This is a genomic window from Streptomyces sp. NPDC001594 (assembly GCF_042893675.1).
Taxonomy (GTDB): domain Bacteria; phylum Actinomycetota; class Actinomycetes; order Streptomycetales; family Streptomycetaceae; genus Streptomyces.
Genome location: NZ_JBIAVB010000013.1, coordinates 242,646 through 263,068, shown reverse-complemented (window position 1 = coordinate 263,068; position 20,423 = coordinate 242,646). Strand labels below are relative to the sequence as shown.

The following is a 20,423-nucleotide window of genomic DNA, read 5'->3' as shown; positions in this document are numbered from 1 at the left end:
CCCTACCCATTCCACGGTGTGCTCGCGGGCCTTCTCGGTATCCGGGCTGATCGCGTAAGGGATGGGGCATAAGAACAGGTTCTCGCGTGGCACGGGGACATCTGCCTTTCATCGCGGGGCGGGCACCGGCATGGGGCTGTGCGGGACGTGGTCAGGTGGCGCGGCGGGTGGCGAAGTCGGCGAGGTTGCGCAGGACGTCGGCCGCGTCGGGCGCAAGGGAGCTGCGGGCAAGTGCCTGCTCGGCGCTCTCCAGGCGGGTGGTGATTAAGGTCCTCGACCTGCCGGCGGGCCCCGGTCTCGCTCAGCAGCCGGCGCAGACGGCCGGCCTGCCCGGCCGTGAGGTCCGGGGTGCCGAGCAGGGTGCGCAAGGCGGCCTGCTGCTCGGGGTCGGCGTTGCGAAGTGCACAGGCGACGAGGACGGTGTGCTTGCCCTCCCGCAGGTCATCCAGGCAGGGCTTGCCGGTCAAAGAGGGATCCCCGTAGACATTGAGGAGGTCATCGCGCAGTTGGAACGCCTCCCCTATGGGAAGCGCGAAGGCACTGAGTTCGTCGAGCAGCCGCGGGCCGGCTCCCGCGAGGACGGCGCCGATGTGCAGGGGCCGCTCGAGCGTGTACTTGGCCGTCTTGTAGCGGACGGTCCTCATGGCCTGCTCGACGTCGGCGCTGGGGCGGCCGGTGGAGGTCAGGTCGAGGTACTGCCCGTACATGACCTCCTCCCGCATTTCACCGATGAGCGGCCAGAGCGTGCGCAGCTGGCGGTCGGTGAGGCCCGCGGTGCGCAGGAGCTCGTCCGACCAGGACAGAGCCAGGTCGCCGATGAGGATGGCCGCGCCGGCACCGATCCGTGCGGCTGCGGCCGCGGTGCGGCCGCCGTCGTGGCGGGTAGTGAGGGCGCGGTGGACGGTGGGCCGGCCGCGGCGGGTGGCGGAGTCGTCCATCACGTCGTCGTGGACGAGGGCGAACGCGTGGAGCATTTCCAGAGCCGCCGCAGCCCTCACCAGCGATGCGGTGTCGCCCCGGCCGCTGGCCGCGTACCAGCCCGCCACGCACACCAGGGGCCGCAGACGCTTCCCGCCCGCTGCGAAGAATGCCCTCACCGTCTCCACGACCACGGCGGGCATGCCATCGGCGGCTGCCGCCCGGGCCCTGCCGTCGAGGAAATCATGCAGAACCGCCTCGACACGCACCCGGAAGGCGGCCACGCCCACGGCATCCGGTAGCGGCTCCCATGCTGTGGGGGCACTCACGTCCACACCGGGACACCGGGTGTGCTCAGCGGGAAGAGGCAGGTGTTACGCGGCGGGGCAGCGGGGGATGGACCGTTACTCAAGAGGTGTCCTCGGCTCTGGTCTGCGGCAACACGGAGATCGGCTTTCCGACCGAGTAATACCGGCAGGCTGCACAGACCGGCAGGCGCGAGGACAGGCGCACAGGGGCGCACCAGGATCAGACCCCGGCTGAAAGCACCGCCGAGTGGCTGGGGCGGCCTCTGTCTGCGAGGAAAAGCCTCGGCGTGCCAGTCATTCACGCGCGAGGGAGCTGACTGGCGAGGCGATCCCCCCCCAGCGTCCGGCGCAGCGGCAGTTGCGCCCCCAGGGCATGCGTCAACTGGCCGTCCGCGCTGCCCAGGCTCGCGCCTCGGGCGCCGCCTGAACATGGCGGCACGATGAAGGCGGGGGCATACCAGATCGGTGGGGTGATCAGCTCAGGAGCGCTCCTGCGCCTCTGGCTGCCGGCCGGGTTTTCTCTGTGGAAGGTGGGGAAGCCCGCCCAGCGTGCTCATCAATCGTGAAGCAGCCTGCGGCCCCGAGAGGCCCAGCACCAGCCGCTTGATTGGGTCACTGATCGCGTACGGGAGGGAGGCGATCAGAGGGGCGGCGATACGGGCGTCCATCCCCACGGTGTAGCGGGCTCTGGGCCGGCGGGCAGCCAGGGCCCGGTGCACGATGGCGGCGGCCGGTTCTGGGCTGCCGAACCGCGTTGAGTCGCTCAGGGCCGCAGCGGCGTTCCGGTAGCAGTCGGTGAAGCCCGTTGAGATACCGCTTGGTGGTGTGAGGGAGCGGATCGCGTCCTCCAGCAGACCCGTCGCATGGAAGCCGTGCTCGACCAGCACGATCTGTACGCCGGAGCCGGCCAGTTCCATGCGTAGTGCGTGGGTCAGGGCGGCTGACGCGGCCCTGCTGGCGCCGTACCATCCGCCCAGCGGCAGCACGGAGCGCCCGGCGGCTGAGGAGAGGTTGACGATCCGGCCCCGGCCTCGGCGGCGCATCGCGGGCAGCGCCAACCGTGCGATGCGCACTGCGGCAAAGGTGTTGATCTCCATGAGGCGGTGCGCTGTCTCCTCGGTGACGTCCTCCACGGCCCGTGCGACGGCGAATCCGTCCGCGTTGACGACTGCGTCGGGGCCGCCGTCTGTGAGGTCGGCGATGTCGGCGAATGTCGCCTCGCAAGCGTGCGGGTCGGATACGTCCAGCGCTGTCGCCCGTAGATCGAGGCCTTCTTCCTTGGCCCGCGTTGAGAGCCTGTCGGCTTCGTCCCGGGTGCGAGCGGTGGCGAACACCTTGTATCCGGCGTGGGCCAGGCGGAGGGCAGTGGCCTGGCCGATACCGTTTCCGGCGCCGGTCACCAGCACGCTGGCAGTCATAGCGCCTCCTCGATCAGTCGGATTCTGTATCCCGGCCTGGTCTGCCGTGGTTCAGAGGCGGATGATCGTGAGGCCGGCGCTGAAACCGCTGGCGAAGCCGATCATGGCCACCACGTCCCCCGGTCCGACGCGGCCGCTCTCCTGCGCCAGGGCCAGTTGCAGAGGCAGGGAGGCCGAGGCGGCGTTGCCGTGGTCGGCGACCGTGAGCATGCACCGCTCTGGCGGCAGGTCGAGGGCGGTGACAGCCTCATAGAACTGGGCGACTGAGATCTGGTGAATGGCGATGAACGCGCTGGACCTGACCAGCTCGAATTCGGACTGGTAGCCGGTCAGAGCGCGTGTGGCGTGCTGACGGCCTGCCGCCGCCATGTCGCCCTGCATCTGTACGTACGTGGGCTCGTCGTCGCCGGGCCGCCAGTTCATCGAGCCGCCGGCTCGGACGGTGCAGACCTCCCATGCAGCGGATTCTGCGCTGAAGCGGGAGGTGAGGATGCCCGGGTCCGCCTCGCCGGCCGGTCCCGCGGTCAGGAGCATCGCGGCCCCGGCGTCGCTGACGGTGTAGCCCACGGCAGCACTGTGCAGGGTGCGCACGTCCGGCAGATGCCAGCGGGTGCCGAGGGTGGGGGTTTCGCCGCAGGTGATGAGGATCGTGCGGTGGTGGCCCGTTTCGATGAGGGCGCGGGCGACCTGGAGTGCGTTCAGGACGCTGTTGCAGGCGTTCTTCACGTCGAAGACCGGGCAGGAGGCGCCGAGTTTGGCTGCGACGATGTGGGCGGTGGCGGGCTCGAGGAGGTCCTGGCACGAGGAGGCGAACAGCAGCAGGTCGACGTCGCTGATGTCCGTCCCGGCCGTGGCGAGGGCTTTGGCCGCGGCTTGGGCTGCCAGGTCGGATGCTTGCTGGCCCTCGTCTCTGACGTGGACGCCGCGCACGCCCGTGAAGCGTTCCACGAGACCGCGTGGGGGAACCACGGGGCTGCCGGCGGCGGCGATCTGTGCGCGGGTCTGCTCCATGGTGCGGTACTGGGCAGGCAGGTGGACCGCTGTAGCCATCAGGCGTGCGCGTGTGGGGGTGGACACCGTGCCAACGTAGCGAAGCGTGAGGGCTTGATCATGATGCGTTCACCCTGGGGTGCATGCCGAACGATTGAGCCATTCCCGTCCGGTGTCCGGCCGCCACTCGGCGGCTGCCGGGCCTGAGGGCGGGCACTGCGGTTCGGCTGATTGGGCGACTCGTTCACCGGTCTCCCTCCGTGCTGTTCCTCCAGGTGCGTCCAATGGCTGACAGACAGGCTGCATCTGGGTGATCACCAGCGGCGCTGCGCTCCGTTTGGGCTGGTCTGTCGTTACGTGAGGCGTGAAATTTCCAGGTTCCAAGAAGCGTCTTGCTGTCCTTTCGACCGCGGCGGTGGTCGCCGTCGGTGTCGCGGCTGTCCAGGCCGGTGCCATCGCCGCCGACCTCAGCCTGCGCGGGACGGGCACTTACTGTCTCTCGCCCGAAGCGGTCCGCACTCTGGCGGTCCAGGGCGTCACGCTCGAAGCCATCGCACCGGCGACGGTTGACGGCACCTGCTTGAGCATGCCGGGAGCAGGCACGCTGGCACGCGACCTGAGCGGTGGCGAAGTCCCTCTCGAAGGAGGCATGCGGTTCTCCGGTGCGGGGCACCGCCTCGACATCACCAACTCGATCGGTCACGCCCGGATCGGTGAGGGCAACAACACCGCGGATGTCGCGGTGGACGATGAAGCGGCCACCAACGTCGACTTCATTCACTGGCCTCTCTCCGTGAGCAGGGTCTCCTTCACTCCGACGTCGGTGAGCATCAAGGACAACCCGGTCACCCTCACCGATGCCGCGAACACGGCCTTCACCAAGGCTTTCGGTGCCAGTCCGACGGCGGAGGGTGAGCCGCTGTTCTTCTTCACCGGCCAGGCAGAGATCACCAACCCGTTCAGCAAGTTCCCCACGCCCTGACCGCTCGTCGCGAAGCTGGTCTGGCTGCGGGTCTCCGCAGCCAGACCAGCCCGATCACGCGGGAGCTGGGCTTTCGGCGCGGTGAGTCATGACCGGGCGTGTCCGGGGGGGCCGCGGCTTCGTTGGGCGGGCATGAGTGCGATGGCGGATGTGATGCCTGCCGCAGGGGCGGTCGGGGATCTTCAGTGCGTGTTGTTCGGCACGGAGAGCGAGAAGGAGGTCCTGCACGAGCCGTGGCGCCGGCTGCTGTCGACTGCGCCATTCCGTCGGCCTTCAGGTCAGTCAGCCGAGGAACATCTGGGGTGGGTGTATGACCGGCTGCGGCTTCTTGGGGGTGCGATCACCGAGCCTCTGGAGCTGGTGGGCGATCCGGTGCGGCTGGCGTGCCTGCACGAGTGGTTGTGCTTCGTCGACCCCACCCTGACGGCCCTGACCACCATCCACTACAACCTCTTCCTGGGTAGCCTCGCCGCGCACCACGCCGGCGAACCGGCGGACTTGGCTCCTTACACCTCGATGCGGCAGTTGGGCACCTTCCTTTTGACCGAGGTGGCCCACGGCAACGACGCGGCCGCTTTGGAGACGACCGCCGTCTACGACCGGACCAGCGACACCTTCACCCTCCACACTCCGAACGCGGGGGCGCAGAAGTTCATCTCCAACACCAGCCCTGCCGGGGGCCCCAAGGCCGGTTTGGTCGGCGCCCGGCTGATCGTGGACGGCGCGGATCAGGGTGTTTTCCTGTTTCTGGTGCTGCTGACCGATGGGGCGGGTGTGCTGCCGGGGGTGCGGGTGCGGCGGCTGCCGGCGCGGCTGGGCAGTCCGCACGACCACTGCCTGACCTCGTTCGACGGGGTGCGGGTGCCGCGGGAGGCGATGCTGGGCGGCGGGCACGGACGGATCACAGGGGACGGGGTGTTCGTCAGCAAGGTGCCCGAGCGGCGCAACCGCTTCATGGCATCCATCGACCGGGTCATGACCGGCCGGATCTGTCTGAGCGCCAGCACGGTCGGCGCGGCCCGCGCCGGGCTGCTGATGGCCGTCCGCTACGGCCACAACCGGCACATCAGCCGGCTGAGCGATTCTTCCAGGATGCCGGTGTTCGCGCTGCGCAGCCATCACGGGCCGCTCATCGAGGCGATCACGACGGTGTACGCGATGAACATGCTCTACCGGGAAGCGGCCCGCCGCTGGAGCCGGCGAGGCACCGGCGATGGGGCGGAAGCCGCGCTGTTCGTGTCCGTGGCCAAGGCGTGGATCACCTGGCAGGGGCGCGAGGTCGGCGCGCAGATGCGCGAGCGCTGCGGAGCCCAGGGGCTGCTGGTCCACAACGGCATGGTCGCGCAGCTCATGGCTGTCGAGGCTGCGATCACCGCCGAGGGCGACAACCAGGCCATCATGGCCCAGGCCGCAGCCGAACTTCTCCTGCGTCACCGCTGTGGTCACCCGCCCGTGAACCCTGGCGGGCGCGGTCTGGCCGATGCCGGGTTCCTGCACGAGCTGCTCGCCGCGGCGGAGCGGATCTGGCTGGACCGGGCCCGCGAGGCCAGGCGCAGCGCTCCTGCCCAGGCGCTGGCGCGGCGCAACCATGCGACGGGGCCGGCGATGCGTGCCGCCGACCTGTACGCGCGCCGTCACGCCGCCAAGGCGCTCGCGGACGCTGTGGCAGCGATGCCCGCTGGTGCGGGCCGGGAGCTGCTGGCGTCGGTGCACCTGCTGTTCGTGCTGCGCGCGGTCGCCGACCACAGTGGAGACCTGCTGCGCCATGGCCTGCTGAGCGGTGAGCAGGTCGATGAACTGCCGGTCCTGGCCGAGCGGCTGGTGGCGGAGCTGGCGCCGCAGGCCGAGGCGCTGGTGGAGGCGTTCGCCGTACCGGAGGAGTTCTTCGAGGGCATGCCCCTGGCCGCCTCCGACTACATCGCGGCCTACGACGACCCTGAGGGGCCCTGGCACCGGCAGGCTCCGTCTACGCCGTGACGCGAACCCGCGAGGTTGGTGCTCTGCCTTCACCGCCCCGGCCGCACGGGCCGGGGCGGATCTGTGCTCGCCCCGGGGCCGGGTCAGGGGGCGGCGAGAACGAGTGCCGCGTTCTGTCCCCCGAAACCGCAGGACGTGGACAGCGCAAGATCCGCGTTCACCGGTCGGGGGCGGACGGTAACGATGTCCATCTCGCGTCCGGTGTCCTGCTGGACGAGGTTGGCCGTCGGAGGGACCTCCTGGCGTTCCAGAGCCAGAACCGTCAACGCCGCCTCGATCGCTCCCGCGGCGCCCAGAGCGTGCCCAATGATGCTCTTCGATGCGGTCACCGGGGGCGGGGCACCATTGAAGACGCGTAGGAGGGCCAGGGCTTCGGCCGCATCGCCGGCACGGGTAGCGGTGCCGTGGGCGTTGACGTGCCCGACATCGCCCGGGGTGCAGCCCGCGTCGGTCAGGGCCTGCCGGATCGCCTGCTCGGCCCCTGCCCCCTGAGGGTGGGGTGAAGTGGGGTGGTGGGCGTCCGCGGATGCGCCGTAGCCGCGCAGCCAGGCACGCACCGTCGCGCCTCGGGCGCGTGCGTGGTCGGGGTGTTCGAGGACGAGGACGGCAGCGCCTTCGCCGAGGACGAAGCCGTCACGGTCGGTGTCGAAGGGGCGGCAGGCGAGCTCGGGGGGCTCGGTGCGGGTGGACAGGGCCCGCATCTGGGCGAAGCTGGCAGCGGTCATGCGCGAGCGTGCCGATTCGCTGCCGCCGGTCAAGACGATGTCGCAGGCGCTGGCAAGGAGCAGGTCCCGGGCGACGCCGATGGCGGTGGCGCCGGAGGCGCAGGCGCTGGAGACGGTGAAGTTCGGGCCGCAGGCGCCGGTATCGATGGCGATCTCCCCGGCCACCATGTTCGGCACGCTGCGCGGCAGCCCCAGCGGTGACAGGCTCGTCGCCCTGCCCTCGCCGAGGCGGGTGAACTCCTTGACGTAGGTCTGCAGGCTGTTCGATCCGACCCCGAGGACCACCCCAACTCGTTCCGGGCGGCATCCGGGGAGGCTGAGGCGCGCGTCGTTCAGGGCGCGGCGGGCGGCGATCAGTCCCAGGTGTGCGAACCGGTCGAGACGGCTGGCAAGGCGGATTCCGAGCTCGGATACCGGGTCGAGGTCCTGAACACTGCAGGCGATATCTACGGGCAGGCCAGCCAGGTCCGGGTCTTTGCGGGCCAGGGAGCGGCCGGCTGCCATCGTCTTCCAGATGCTCTCCGCGTCCTGCCCGGCCGGTGTGACCAAGCCCAACCCCGTGACGGCCACTTCCCCGCGTCCGGTCACCGGCGCACTCCCTCTCGGCTGTCGCTGTCCCCGCCGGTGCTCTGGACGAGCCCCGCCTGCCCCCTGCCCGGCCGGGCTCGCTGCCGCATGCGGTCCCTCAGCTCCTGAAGGCGTCGTGTCTTTTCACCCAAAGCCTCCAGGTGCCGGCCGATACGGTCTCGGGCCTCCTCGCCCCGTGCGTTCAGGCCGGTGCGCTCCATGACGCGCAGAGTCCGCAGCAGCGGGAGCAGCACGTGCTGGTGGTGGATGGCGAGGTCGTAGATGCCGGCTGCCGCGATCCGGGCGGCTCTGCCCTCGAATCCGGGAATGCCGTGCCCGGGCATGCGGAAGTCGCAGACGACATCGGCGAACGCGGCGGTGAAGTCGTCGGGGGCCAGTTCGAGGAGGTCGGCGCACAGCGCCCGGTAGAAGATCATGTGGAGGTTCTCGTCCGCAGCGATGCGGCTCATCAGCCGTGCGCCGTGCTGTTCCCCGCAGGCCTGGCCGGCGTTGCGGTGCGCCTCGCGGGTGGCGAGCTCCTGGACGGTGACATAGGCCAGACCGTGGGCGAGGCTGGGCTGGGTGCTGCGGTAGCCGGTACTGACGTGCACCATGCGGGCCCGCTCCAGCTGGAGGGGGTCTACGCCGCGGACCGCGTGAAGGTAAGCCCGCAGTGCCTCGGCGTGGCGGCCCTCCTCCGCAGTCCAGCGGTGGACCCACGTTCCCCATGCAGTGTCGCGGCCGAAGCAGGAGGCGATCTCGTGGTGGTAGCTGGGCAGGTTGTCCTCGGTGAGGAGGTTGACCAGCATCGCGTCGCGCACGGCGGGCGCCAGCGGTGACTGGCCGGCATGCCAGGGCTCGCCCCCGAGGGGGCCCTCGAAGTCCCGGGCCTCGCTCCAGGGCACGTACTGGTGGGGAAACCACTCCGTCGCAGCCTCCAAGTGCCGGTCGAGGTGGCGGGCGACGGCCGGTTCGAGCTCGCGCAGCAGGCCGGCGTGCCCACGCGTCGGCGGCGCGGTGATGCGGTGGTCATTCATGACGGTGGTGCGGTGCCCTTCTCCTGATCCGGCGTGTGCGGTGACGCGGGCGCCGGATCCTCAGCCGCCGTCGCGCGGGGTGGGCAGGTCCTGCTCCCCGGGCGTAGCGCTGGGGCTCCCGGCTGCGCATGCTGCGGTCTTGATGACCCGTGCCGCCTCGCGCAGGGTGCTCGCGAGGGAAAGGTCCTGCAGCTGGTCCAGGAGCTCGATGCCGCTGCGGTCCTCGAGGACCACCATCAGTTCCATGAGCGCCAACGAGTCCAGACCGAGTGCGTCGAGCGTGGCAGCCGCGTGCAGCTGCTCGCGCGGCACGCCGAAGTACTCGTGCACCAGGCCAGCGAGGGCAGCCTCGTCAAAGTCCTGAACTACGTTCACCGTCACAGCTCTCTCCCTTTGGCCTCACGGAGGTCGTTCCGGTCTGTCAACCGCACACGGCCCGGAAAGTCACTGCTCAGCCCATCCCCCGGGGCGCCCCTTCCGGTTCGGGTTCCGCCCACAACGACTCCCGCTCTCCGTGGGCCGATGACACGCCGACGTACTCCCTGCGAAGCAGCCCGGTCGTCGCAGCCGACGTCATCCGGGTGCGACCTTGATCCACGAGAGCATCAGGCCGTCTCTTTCGGATCTTGCCAGGTTGGCCTACGACGCCGTCCCAGGTAAGCGACCGCGCACGCACCCCCTGACGCGTCGTTGGGCAGGCCTGCACGGAGCGTCGTCCAGCGCGTGCGCCCCACAGGCCCGGTCGGGGCTCGCACGGGGCGATGTCCGTGAGCCGGGCGTGTCTCCGACAGGATGAAGATCGTTGGCGGGGCATGAACAACACCAGCCGGGCACTTACCGCCCTCGCCCTCGGGACCGCCGCTCTCCTCGGGGCCCTGGCCACACCCGCCAGCGCCGCACCACTCCCGGGGGTGACAGATCCAACCGCCCTGGGGATCGGGGGGTTGTCGCGTCTAAACGTCTGCGAGACCCTCCATGGAATCCCGATCGCCGGTTCGCTCGGCGATGTCACCTGCTATCTGGCGGACGACCTGCCCGCCGTTGGCGGCGTATTGAGCCCAATTGTCGGCGCCGCATCGAGGTAGCCCGGGCAGCCTCAGAACGGGGCACCAGCGGCCCCCCTCGCGCGTCTTGAGCCGGTGGCACGGACGGTGAGCGGTTGCGCGCCAACCACCGCCCCTCACCGCCGCGTGTCATGGACTCATCGCGTCCCTCGGTTGCTTCCTCCGGATAGTCCCTGCGCCAGGCTCAGCCGACCGTCGGACCCGCCTCGGCATCCTCGTCCTGCCCGTCGTCCTCCCGGCCGCACTCTGGGCAGAGCTCGCAGTTTGCCCGCCTCTCCAGCGTTCGCTGGAAGCAGCACAGGCATGCGATGAGGTCGTTCGCGGTGTCATTCGCGGGACTGGTGAGCGTTGCTTCAGAGACCATGGCGGCCGCCGTTCCGCTCCCCGGAGTGATCCATATAAGCGGCCTAGGCGCGGGCGCCGGTACGCAGTGTCGCGGTCATGCGGATACGGCTCGGGCGGGTGACCACACCCGGCACAGCGCGTACGGGGCGGTGAGCGTCGGCCGGGCGCAGTTGGAAACGCGCGGCAAGGGCGGCCAGGGCAATGGGGCCGCCGACGGCGACAAACGGGGCGGCGATACAGCGGTGTGCGCCGGCTCCGTAGGGGAGGTAGGCGTTGCGCGCGTTGGCGGGCGCGGCATCGGCTGCCCAGCGGTGGGGGTCGAAGGTGTGGGGCCGGGTGTAGAGGGCGGGGTCGCGGTGGATGCCGTAGAGGTTGAGGATGACCTCCGCACCTTGCGGGAGGTGGAAGCCGCCCACGGTGACCTCGCGCAGGGTGTTGCGGGGCACCACCGGGAGGGGGTACATGCGCAGGACCTCGGTGACGACCTGACTGGCCACAGGGAGGTGGTCGAGGATCTTCTCCGGCAGGGGGCGGCCGCTATGGAAGACGGCATCGGCTTCGCACTGGACGGCTTGCTCCAGTTCGCGGTTGCGGGCCAGTTCGTGCCAGGCCCAGGCAAGCATCATGCCGGTGGTCTCACTGCCCGCGGCCAGGAAAGTGATCAGTTCATCGATGACAGCCTTACGCGTGAGGCCACGCTCGCCCTGGACGGGGCAGGCGGCGGCCTGCAGAAGGCTCAACACGTCGTCGCTGTCTGCGGCTGGGGTGTGGCGCGCGGGCAGGGCATCCATCACTTCACGCAGACGGTGGGTCGCCCTGCGGCGCGCGATGCTTTCCGGGGTCGGCAGCGGCGGGCACCAGGCAGGCATCACCATCCGCAGCAGGACACCCTTCGACAGGGCGGAGACCTTGGTGGACAGCCAGGACATGGTGTCCGCATCCGCCACGGACCTGAAGAGGCAGCGGATGATGATGTCGGCGCCGAGTTTGAGCATCTCGCGGTCGACTTCGAGTGCTGCGCCGGGTGTCCAGCGGCCGGCGAAGTCGGCGGTGACCTGAGAGATCAACGGGGTGGTTGAGGCGAGGGAGGCACGGCTGAAGGCGGGAGTCACGATCCGGCGGTGCTCACGGTGCTCCGCCCCCTCCAGTGTGCTCAGCCCATCACCGGTGATGGGGCGAAAACCGCGGATCATCCGGTCTTTCGCGAAAGCCTGATTCCGGTCGGCGAGGATTTCCTGCGCCAGCGCCCCGTCGTTGACCACATACCTGCCGCCCCGCCCGATCCGCACCCTCACCACCGGTCCGGCCCCGCCCAGTTCCGCCAGCATGGGCAGAAGGCCACCCCTGAGCAGCGGAAGATGCCCCAGTCCCCGGTGGTACCCGGGCGCCAGAGGGACCTCCCGTCCGATCACAGCCGCGTCCGGTGCAGGCACCGGACACCGCCCTGCATCCACGTGCCCCGCCACAGCAATAGCGCCGTCGCCTGCATCGGTTCCCGCCCGCTCCATCACCATGCCCTCCCAACGCCTCACGGCGCGCGAGGTCACCACTGCGGGGACGACAACCCGCCCCGCAGGTCAGGAGCCGATCCCGACTCAGGCCCGGCACAGCCGGCCGGACATTCCGGCACGGCGGCAAGCTGCTCGCCCCCTCGCCTCGCGATCAGTGGCCAGCGGTCCGATCGTCGGGCCGACGCGTGGTCTCCACCACGGTCACACGTGCACCCTGGGGAAAGCCCTGCGGTGGAATGGGCTGCAGATGAAAGATCCGCAGGTCTCGGCCGGAGCGGTCGTTGTAGGTCTGGTAGCCGCTCGACAGCTCCAAAATCTTGCGCCACACCTCTTCGCGTTCGGTCCCCGTTACCAGCCGCGCCTTGACCGGCATGCGACGGCCCTCGGTAGCAACGAAGGCATCGGCCGTCTTGAGGAGGTTGGCCGTCCAGTCGGGATGGCGTCCCTGGCCGAAGTTGGAGCCGACGACCGCGAAACCACCGTCGTGTCCGACGTAGAACAGCGGCGTGGGCCTGAGCTGTCCAGAGCGGCAGCCGACCGTGGTCAGCAACAGGGACGGAACACCCATGGGCCGGCCGACACTCAGACGCCCCGCGCTTCGCATCTGGAGCGCGGTGTCCACGGGAACCATCACCGCCCGCATCACCGCACTCACCCCACGGGTAAACCCGATCCTGTTCAGCACCCGGAAAAGCCGGTTGTCCACGGACGTCGTAGGCCACCTCGGACGCCCGCCCGGCACGGCTGCGGGGGCCGGGGCGCCTGCAGAACGGGGCGGGGCGCCGGCACGCTGCCCGGCCACCCGGGCGGCGCCCTGAATGACACTGCGCGTACCGGTAGCCAGCAAGCGTGCCCAGTGGCACGCCGGACGCGGGACTCCACCAGCGCGCGGAGTGTTCATCACGTAGCTCTCCACCAATCATGTGAGGGTTACACAGCAGCCAACGCGACTAGCCACCGGCTCGTCAGCGGCATCGGCATCGGCATCGGCATCACGATGCGGCGCTGCGGACGCCCTGCGGTTCGCCGACGCGCGCCCGTGGCGGACCATCTACCAGCGCCACGCCAGGCGCTCTGGCGTGACATGCGCTGCGGCCAGGTGCTTCCTCTGTTCAGGGAGCACGCCCCAGGAGCCGTACGGGCCGGTCAGGGGCAGGCAGTAGTAGTGCGGGTCGCTCAACGCCACGAGGAACGGCAACTCCTCGCCGCGGTCGGCCGGGTCCTCGAACCGCCAGCTGTCCTCCTCGACGACCAGCACCGGCCCTGACTGCCGGCACCGGCTGTAGTCGATCAGACCGGAGAGGTTCTCGATGGAAGGCGGCTTCGCCCGCCTCATCCCCTCCCGCCACTGGGCCGGAACGATTTCGTAGTCCGGGTTCTTTATCGACCAAAACGCCTCCAGCGCCTCACGAAGAACCGGTTCTGGGGCCGTGATGAACCCGTCGCTCCAGGCCCTCCGGACGCCCTTCTCGCGCTGCGCCCGCACCACGTGGTCGAGGGTGGCGCCGTTGGGCCGGATCTCGTCTCCGAGCGCGTCGGGGACATGGATGTAGAGGACCAGTCCCTTGTTCGCCATCGACCGCTCACAGTTCCTGCCCCCGGAGAGGAAGTACTCCTTGCGCCGGTCGGCGAACGTCTGACAACCAGAGCGAGCCGCTGCCTCGTAAGTCGCCGGCGCTGGCGAGCACTCGGCCCACTCCCCGTACAACTGAAAGATCACGCGGATACCCTGCCCAACCCTCTGGGACGCGGCCAAGGTCACGAAAGCGTCCTCTCTCATCGTCACCCGACGTAAGACACGCGCCCGCCACCCGCTCGTGGCCCAATGCCGCTCTCCAGCTCCTGGGGGCATCACAGCGACCAGGGCATGTCACCCGAACGAGGCCACCGCGATCGCCGGCTGCTTGACCACGGCTCGCGGGGCCGCAGGACCCCCGAACCACGGAACAGGTGCTGAGCCCTCGCCCAGCCGGCAGGAGTCACCGGCTGATCGCTCGGCCTGGCGACAGAGCGCGTCTCTCGCGCGTTCGGCCGCCGAGATCGCGGAGAGCTGCCGCGGTGCTACGTCGCCGCTCTGGCAGACCAGCGGCACCGGCCCCGGTCAGGGCCGCGCTGGTGACCCCGGCTTCGGCGGGCTCGTGTCGTGGCATCGCATCGGGGACCAGTTGGCAGGAGGAGGCACACCGACGCAGGGAAAGCTGTCCGGTGTGCTTCAGGTCCGCTCAAACCGGGGGTTTGACCCTGGCAAGTGACAAAGCGGGCTTGCCTGTTCATACCGTGTGATGTGTCGCTCCCCTGCTGAGCAAGGAGTACTGGTGTCCAACAGCTTCCAGCTCGACCAGATCCCGCACGGTTTCGCGTTCACCGAGACCGGCGCGCTCATTCACTACAAGCACACGATCATCCTGACCGTGCCCCCGCCCAACGCCGGCCCCTGGGGCGACACCTGGCTCAGCTTCGGCTGCGCCTGGGCGGACACCAAGCTCGGCGTGAGCATCTACGCCAACGGAAGCTGGGGCGGCGTGTCACCCCGCAACGTCCCAGACAACGGCAACCGCCTCGGCGAGAAGCTCCCCGCCGGAACCCAGAAGGTCCTCATCGGCCGCATGAAGATGGGACCCGCGGACTCGGCGGACGACGTGCCGATCAGCTGGCTCCTGGAATACCTCGGGACCTGATCTGCCCCGCCGGTGCCCCGGTCCGCCCCGCGCCGGGGCCGGGCCGGGGCACCGGCGATCAGTCCGGCTTCGGTGACAAACGGCTGAGGCGGACGAACACTGTTTCGCGCCACGGACCATGCCCTCTCGCGCGAACCGCAGGAAACCTCGCGGGGTCACCGCCCTTCAAAGCTCTGACGCTTCCCACACGGCTCCTTGACCAGGGCTGAAGGCGCTAAGTGGCCGCTTCTGATCTCGTACCCGCTAACAAGAAGCCCGGTACCGGCTGCACGGTCCCGGCGCCCGACGGTGGGCGGAGCCAAGTCGATCTTGGTGACAGATTGCGTGGCAATGTGACATCCATCGCGGGCTCGGCACAGTGGCGGAGAGGGCAGTCCAACTTCGATGGCAAACGGTTGTGACTGAGCATTTGATTTGGCGAGTTGAGCAGGGTACCGGTGCGGACCTGCTGGCGATGAAGGTTTGGGCCTTCTCTCGCGTACGACCCGTGCTGTGCGATGTGCTTTCGCCATGGGTGACGTACAAGTCGTCGATGTTCCGGTAGGTCCGGTGTGGTCGCACGCCTGCCACCTGGACGACCTTGCGCTGCCGTACGCCCTTCCCGAGCGGGCCACCGAGTGCCTGGCTCTCGGGCCGGGATGGGCGCGTACGTGGACGGTGACGTGGAAGGTCGGGAAGTCCGACGTCATCGTCCCGGTGAAGGATCTGTCGGCCGGGCCGGCGATGGTGTCGGTGCCGGTGCGGCGGTTCTCCTGGCGGACCGGTCAGCGTCACCGGCCCGGGCTGGAGTGTCTGGTCTCGACCGGTCGGCAGCACGGTTTCGAGAGTCTGGCCGAGCGCTGGCTGCTGCTGGTCCTGGACTTCGTCGGCGGATTCGACGAGGTGCTGTCGCAGCCGTTCCGTCTGCGGTTCTCCTCATCCGAGGGGAAGGGCTCGCACATTCCGGACTTCCTCGTGCTCGCAGCGGGGGCCTCGTTGCTGGTGGACGTGCGTCCGGGGGGCTTGATCGGCGAGGAGGACGAGGTGCGGTTCGCGGCGGCCGCGCAGGTGGCGGCCGCCGCGGGCTGGCGCTACATGGTGGTGACCGGCTGGCGTCGGCAGGTGCTGGCGGCGATCGACGCGTTGTCGGTCCGGCGCCGTCCGATGGCTGACCCGCTGGGGCTCGAGCGGCAGCTGCTGGCCGCGGTCGGCCGGCGTCCGTGGCTGTTCGGGGAGCTCGTGGGCCAGACGCAGGTGGAGGCGGTGGCCCGCACGCACGCGGTTCGTCTGCTCTGGCTCCGACGGATGGCCGTCGACCTGGCTATGCCATTCGGGGACGAGAGCTGGGTCTACCCGGCGGGAGCGCTCGATGGATGACAAGCGGCAGCCGGTGCGGTTCGAGGACCTGAAGGACGATGACCAGGAGCGGCTGCGGCTGCGGGTGGCTCACTTCCTGGAGGCTGAGAGCGGTTACCGCAGCGGCAGCCGGCATTGGGCCCAAGAGGATGAGCCCCGGCCCGAGTACGACCCGGAGCGGACCACGTTGACCGAGCGCCGGCTCGCCAAGGTGGCCGAGCTGAAGGCCCTGCACCCGGATGACGCCCACCAGCTTGGCCTGGGGCAGATCAGCGAGCGCACGCTGCAACGCTGGTCCTCCGCCCGGCCTGATCAGGGAATCATGGGGCTGGCGGACGGCCGTCTCACCCCGGTCCTGCGTGGACACCGCAAGATCACACCGCAGGTCGGGGAGGCGATCCACGCGGTCCACGCAGAGTGCCTGCACCGCTCCCGGGTCGGGATGAAGACCAAGGAACGGCTGATCCACCAGTTCGTGCGGGAGAAGTTCGGCACGGAGGCGGAGAGGAAGATCCCGCACTACACGACGCTGTTGAAGGTCTGGAAAGAGTGGTTCGGGCCCGAGGGGGGACGCCAGCGCTATCTCCGCTCGGCCGCGGCGGTCGACACCGGGGGCTCCACGGTGACGATCACCCGTCCCGGCCAGGTGGTCGTGCTGGACACCACGCCGTTCGCGGTGAAGCTGCGCGATGACGTGTTCGGTGAGCCGATCTCTGTCGATCTCACCCTCGCACTGGACGCGTTCACACACTCCCTGGTCGCCTTCCGGCTCACCCCGGAATCGGACTCCTCCATCGAGGTGGCGATGCTGCTGCGGGACGTGATGCTGCCGCTGCCGATGCGGCCGGACTGGACACCGGACATGGAGTGGCACTACCCCGGCGTCCCGTCCGCGCTGATCACCGAGTTCGCCGGCTATCCGGTCGCCGGACGGCCGTTCTTCGCCCCGGAGACGGTGACCAGCGATCACGGGAGCGTCTACAAGAACCATCACCTGGTGCAGGTTGCCCGCACGCTGGGGACGGTGGTGCTGCCGGCGAGGGTTATGCGAGCGCAGGACAAGGCGGCTTGCGAACGCGCGTTCTCAGGGATCCAGTCGCTGCTGCTGGAGCTGTTGCTGGGCTATCGCGGACGGGACGTCGCGGACCGGGGCGCCGATCCGGAGGAGGACGCGGTCTGGACCGTGGATGAGGCAGAGCATCTGCTGGCCACCTGGATCGTGGGGATCTGGCAGAACCGCAGGCTGGACCAGTACGCGCCCGCCTGGGATCCCGGTGGGCGGCACAGCCCGAACACGCTGTTCGCGACGGCGGCTGCCCGCGACGGGATCGCTCTGCAGATCCCGGACGCGAGCCTCTACCACCGCCTTCTGCCCGCTCACTTCGTGAAGGTCCACGGCCGTCGCGGGGTCAAGATCGGCGGACTTTGGTATGGCGGTGACCACCCCGTCCTGGCCGGGTTCGGCTCGCTTCCCTCTCCACGCAGCGGCCGGCACCGGGGCAAGTGGGTCGTGCACCGCGATCCCCGTGACTGCCGGCAGGTGTTCATCGAGCTCGCCGGAGAGTGGCATCCCCTGCCCTGGAACGGGCTGCCCAGGGGCGAGGACGTCCTCGCGTTCTCCGACGCGCGAGTACAGCAGGTCCTGCGGGAGGCCGCCCGGGCCGGGCTGAAGCCCCGCGACGACACCGAACTCCTGCCCGTCCTGCTCGACCTGATCGGTGCCCGCTCTCCGGTCGGCTCCTGGCCGAGCCAGATGACCAAGACCGAGCGGACCGAGCGGGCCCGGGAAGTCGCCCGCGCCCGGGCTGCCGAACGCGACCGGGAGGCCGCGGGTCTGACGTCGCTGCCCGTCGCGCCGCGGCCGGCCGAGCTCGTCCGCCAGAACTGGCAGGCCGTCGACGCGGAACGGCGCCGCCGGCGCGAAGCCGCGGTCGACGCCCCGCTCGCCCTACCGCCCCGGCTCGGGGACGGCCTGCGTCAGCGCTCGCTGTTCATGCTGCCCGACGCCGACGACGAGCCCGACTCCCCACCAGCGCAGGAAGGACCGAAGTGACCGGCGAGAAGGAGACGCTGCCGTTCGTCCTGACCGGCCCCGCGCCGGCCCGCGACACAGCGGCCGGCTGGCAGCACTGGTGTCGCACCCGCAAGCTGTTCGTCCCGGCGCCGGTTATGGACCGCGCGGCCTTCGGCCTGCTGAGCCGGCGCAAGAAGATGCTGCACAACCTGCACCGCACGGCCACCCACGCGAACCTGCAGCTGCTGGACACCCCGATGAGCCGGACGGTGGAGAAACTCCTCAGCGGTCGCATCGAGACCAACGCGCTGAAGATCAAGCCCACCACCCGGGCCGGGGTGATGGTCTCCGGCGGCGGCTACCAGGGCAAGACCGAATGCGTCTGCGAGATCGCCGCCGCCTTCGAGGAGCGGTGGCTCGCTCTGCACGACTACCTCAACCCCGACGCCCGCCCGGGCAGCCGCGATCTGCACATCCCGGTCGCCTACGTCCAGACCCCGGTGACCGCGAAACCGAAGAGCACCTGCAAAGCGATCCTGAACTTCTTCGACGCGCCGATCGACACACGCCCGGACCTGCCCGACCTGATCCGCCAGGTCACAGCCTCCTTGCGGGACCACGGCACCCAGGTCCTGATCCTGGACGACATCACGAGGCTTCGCATGCACCGGGCCGACGACCAGGACACCCTCGACCTGATCCGCGCGTTCATGAGCATGGGTTCTGGCTCAGCTTCTGTGGTGCGGTAACTCTGAGTACGTACTGCCCCGAGAACGCTCTCTACGTCCAGACAATGCATCCCCGTTGCGCAAGGAGATCGAGCAGGCGTGGCGCGGGCTCGATGTTGTTCCAGCGGAGGTCCAGTTTCTCGAGTGAGGGGAGCTCGGGCAGCCAGTTCGGCAGGGTGTGGAGTCTGTTGCTCCGCAGGTCGAGATGGCGGAGCCGTGAGAGTCCCGCCAGCGCTTCGGGGACGTCCGTCAGGGCGTTCTCTCGTAGGTCAACGTGGCGCAGTTCGGCCAGGTCGCTGACGGATTCTGGTAGGCACGTGAGTGTGTTGCCCCGCAGCCATAGCTCGCGGAGCTGGTGCAGTCGGCCGATCGATTCGGGGAGTGCGGTGAGTCGATTGTGCTCGGCCCGGAGTTCCACCAGTCCGATCATTTTGCCGATGGTGTCCGGGAGGCTGGTGAGCTGGTTGCCCCCGAGGTTGAGGTATCGGAGGGCGGTGAGCCGGCCGAGCGATCGGGGAATGTGTTTCAGCTGGTTGTCGTGCAGGTACAGGTATTTGGTGAGCGGTAGTTCAGTCAGCTCGTCTGGGATCGAGGCGAGCTCGTTGTGGCCCAGGTCCAGCGTGTGCAACTGCCGTAGCTGTGCAATCTGGGGTGAGATCCGCGTTAGCGCGTTATCCGCGAGGATCAGCACGTGCAGTTCGGTTCGCTGCCATAGCGACTCTGGCAAGGAGCCAAGGTTCTGCTTCCACAGACTTAATGTCGCCGTCACGTCGGCATGCCTCCAAGACTCGGACGGACTCGCTGCCCGCAGCCTACGACCAGTGCGGTCACCGTCAGGCGAGAAGAACCCGCTTCCGGAGGAGCCGGAAGCCCGCGCGGCCGAACATCTGGCGCTTGAGCATCTTGATGCGGTTGACATGGCCTTCGACGACGCCCGAGTTCCAGGGGAGGGTGAGGCCGGCGATGACGGCGTCACGGTCGCGGTCGATGCCCGCGGCGAGCGTGTGGAGGCTGGGTAGGTCGTCCTGTCTGACGGCATCGAGCCAGTCCGGCAGTCGCTCGCCCTGGCGCTCGGTGAGCATGGTCGCGAAGGACCGCACGTGCCTGGTGAGTGCGTCGATCTCGGGGCAGTTGGCCCGGACGTTCTTCAGCTGGAGGTGTTCGGTCTCGGAGAGGGTTTCAGGGAGGCGGAGGATCCATCCGGCGACGGCCCGTGGCGAGGGCGGCCTGGCGGTCACGGGCCGTGGTGAGGTGCGTTTCCGGCGGAGGTAGGCGCGAACGCGCTGGTAGCTGCCCTGGTAGCCGAGTGGGACGATTTCTTCCCACAGTTTCCAGGCGTTGGTGTGACCTTCGTTCCAGCGGTCGTCGAGGTAGGCCTTGTACTCGTCGAGGACCGAGGTCCTGGTCTGCCACTGACCGGTGAAGAGGTCTTCCGGCGTGGCAGCGTCCGCGTAGCGCTTGACGGTTCGGCTAGTCATGCCGAGCTGCCGCTGGATCGCGCGGCGGCTGTGCCCTGCCTTGATCAGGGCATGGATCGTGGCATGCGTGGTCCGGGTCCGGTCGGCGAACCGGTGGCCGGTCGGCCATGGCGAGCCGGACGGCTCCTCTGCGGGGTCGGGCTCCGTCTCGGTCGGTTCAGTCGTCTGAGGGACCAGCACGCGCAGGCATTGGCGGTGCTGGGCGATGCTTCGCTCGGCGGCCTCGCTGAGGTTGTGCCAGAGGTGCCACCGGTCCGCGACCTGCACGGCCTGCGGGGCACCGACGGTGGCGCCTTCGGCGAAGAACGGTGCACGGTCCCGGCAGAGGGTCTGCCGCACGATCGGGTG

General features: G+C 69.4%; 17 protein-coding genes. 6 read left to right on the top strand and 11 right to left on the bottom strand.

Translation table 11 applies throughout. The features are described from left to right. Positions 1-2 precede the first annotated feature (2 nt). The 3 genes from ACFY0O_RS25820 to ACFY0O_RS25810 form a co-directional block, all read right to left on the bottom strand. Positions 3-1,202: a polyprenyl synthetase family protein gene (locus ACFY0O_RS25820; protein ID WP_388950559.1), complete on the bottom strand. Its 1,200-nt coding sequence runs from the start codon at positions 1,200-1,202 to the stop codon at positions 3-5. Between the two features lie 503 nt (positions 1,203-1,705). After that, complete coding sequence (locus ACFY0O_RS25815; protein WP_388950556.1) at positions 1,706-2,644, bottom strand: SDR family NAD(P)-dependent oxidoreductase; 939 nt, start codon at positions 2,642-2,644, stop codon at positions 1,706-1,708. A gap of 51 nt (positions 2,645-2,695) precedes the next feature. Next, complete coding sequence (locus ACFY0O_RS25810; protein WP_388950554.1) at positions 2,696-3,721, bottom strand: 3-oxoacyl-ACP synthase III family protein; 1,026 nt, start codon at positions 3,719-3,721, stop codon at positions 2,696-2,698. Positions 3,722-3,998: 277 nt separating this feature from the next. Between ACFY0O_RS25810 and ACFY0O_RS25805 the strand changes: the two genes are divergently transcribed. Together ACFY0O_RS25805 and ACFY0O_RS25800 are read left to right on the top strand one after the other, a co-directional pair. Next, entirely contained in the window at positions 3,999-4,616 is a 618-nt protein-coding gene (locus tag ACFY0O_RS25805) for a hypothetical protein (RefSeq protein ID WP_388950551.1), read from the top strand. A 132-nt stretch (positions 4,617-4,748) separates the two neighbouring features. Next, positions 4,749-6,593: an acyl-CoA dehydrogenase gene (locus ACFY0O_RS25800; protein WP_388950548.1), complete on the top strand. Its 1,845-nt coding sequence runs from the start codon at positions 4,749-4,751 to the stop codon at positions 6,591-6,593. 83 nt (positions 6,594-6,676) lie between these two features. On the opposite strand, the gene ACFY0O_RS25795 is transcribed toward ACFY0O_RS25800, so the two are convergent. The 6 genes from ACFY0O_RS25795 to ACFY0O_RS25770 all read right to left on the bottom strand — a co-directional run bounded on the left by ACFY0O_RS25795 (position 6,677) and on the right by ACFY0O_RS25770 (position 13,628). Then, positions 6,677-7,906 carry a beta-ketoacyl-[acyl-carrier-protein] synthase family protein gene (locus ACFY0O_RS25795; protein WP_388950546.1) on the bottom strand — a complete coding sequence of 410 codons (1,230 nt, stop codon included), beginning with the start codon at positions 7,904-7,906 and terminating at the stop codon, positions 6,677-6,679. Then, the gene (locus tag ACFY0O_RS25790; protein ID WP_388950543.1) at positions 7,903-8,922 is read right to left on the bottom strand and encodes an acyl-ACP desaturase; all 1,020 of its coding nucleotides are present in this window, start codon (positions 8,920-8,922) and stop codon (positions 7,903-7,905) included. Before ACFY0O_RS25790 ends, ACFY0O_RS25795 begins: the two co-directional genes overlap by 4 nt. Before the next feature lie 60 nt (positions 8,923-8,982). After that, positions 8,983-9,297 (bottom strand): acyl carrier protein, encoded by a 315-nt coding sequence (locus tag ACFY0O_RS25785; protein ID WP_388950542.1) that lies wholly within the window; start codon positions 9,295-9,297, stop codon positions 8,983-8,985. 1,096 nt (positions 9,298-10,393) lie between these two features. Continuing rightward, positions 10,394-11,659 carry a cytochrome P450 gene (locus tag ACFY0O_RS25780; protein WP_388950540.1) on the bottom strand — a complete coding sequence of 422 codons (1,266 nt, stop codon included), beginning with the start codon at positions 11,657-11,659 and terminating at the stop codon, positions 10,394-10,396. A 334-nt stretch (positions 11,660-11,993) separates the two neighbouring features. Next, positions 11,994-12,548, bottom strand: a complete 555-nt coding sequence (locus ACFY0O_RS25775; protein ID WP_388950537.1) for a nitroreductase family deazaflavin-dependent oxidoreductase — start codon at positions 12,546-12,548, stop codon at positions 11,994-11,996. Between the two features lie 345 nt (positions 12,549-12,893). Continuing rightward, positions 12,894-13,628 (bottom strand): hypothetical protein, encoded by a 735-nt coding sequence (locus ACFY0O_RS25770; protein WP_388950534.1) that lies wholly within the window; start codon positions 13,626-13,628, stop codon positions 12,894-12,896. 529 nt (positions 13,629-14,157) lie between these two features. On the opposite strand from ACFY0O_RS25770, the gene ACFY0O_RS25765 reads away from it, so the two are divergent. From ACFY0O_RS25765 to ACFY0O_RS25750, 4 genes are all read left to right on the top strand, one after another. Then, entirely contained in the window at positions 14,158-14,520 is a 363-nt protein-coding gene (locus tag ACFY0O_RS25765) for a hypothetical protein (RefSeq protein ID WP_388950531.1), read from the top strand. 510 nt (positions 14,521-15,030) lie between these two features. Then, positions 15,031-15,876, top strand: a complete 846-nt coding sequence (locus ACFY0O_RS25760) for a TnsA-like heteromeric transposase endonuclease subunit (RefSeq protein ID WP_388950528.1) — start codon at positions 15,031-15,033, stop codon at positions 15,874-15,876. Then, positions 15,869-17,908 (top strand): transposase, encoded by a 2,040-nt coding sequence (locus tag ACFY0O_RS25755; protein ID WP_388950526.1) that lies wholly within the window; start codon positions 15,869-15,871, stop codon positions 17,906-17,908. The genes ACFY0O_RS25760 and ACFY0O_RS25755 overlap by 8 nt, the downstream gene beginning before the upstream one ends. Beyond that, positions 17,905-18,618 (top strand): AAA family ATPase, encoded by a 714-nt coding sequence (locus ACFY0O_RS25750; RefSeq protein ID WP_388950523.1) that lies wholly within the window; start codon positions 17,905-17,907, stop codon positions 18,616-18,618. Before ACFY0O_RS25755 ends, ACFY0O_RS25750 begins: the two co-directional genes overlap by 4 nt. A gap of 31 nt (positions 18,619-18,649) precedes the next feature. Here ACFY0O_RS25750 and ACFY0O_RS25745 read toward each other — a convergent pair whose 3' ends face one another. Further along, positions 18,650-19,366 carry a leucine-rich repeat domain-containing protein gene (locus ACFY0O_RS25745; protein WP_388950521.1) on the bottom strand — a complete coding sequence of 239 codons (717 nt, stop codon included), beginning with the start codon at positions 19,364-19,366 and terminating at the stop codon, positions 18,650-18,652. Positions 19,367-19,430: 64 nt separating this feature from the next. After that, positions 19,431-20,414 (bottom strand): transposase, encoded by a 984-nt coding sequence (locus tag ACFY0O_RS25740; RefSeq protein WP_388950518.1) that lies wholly within the window; start codon positions 20,412-20,414, stop codon positions 19,431-19,433. Positions 20,415-20,423: the final 9 nt, after the last annotated feature.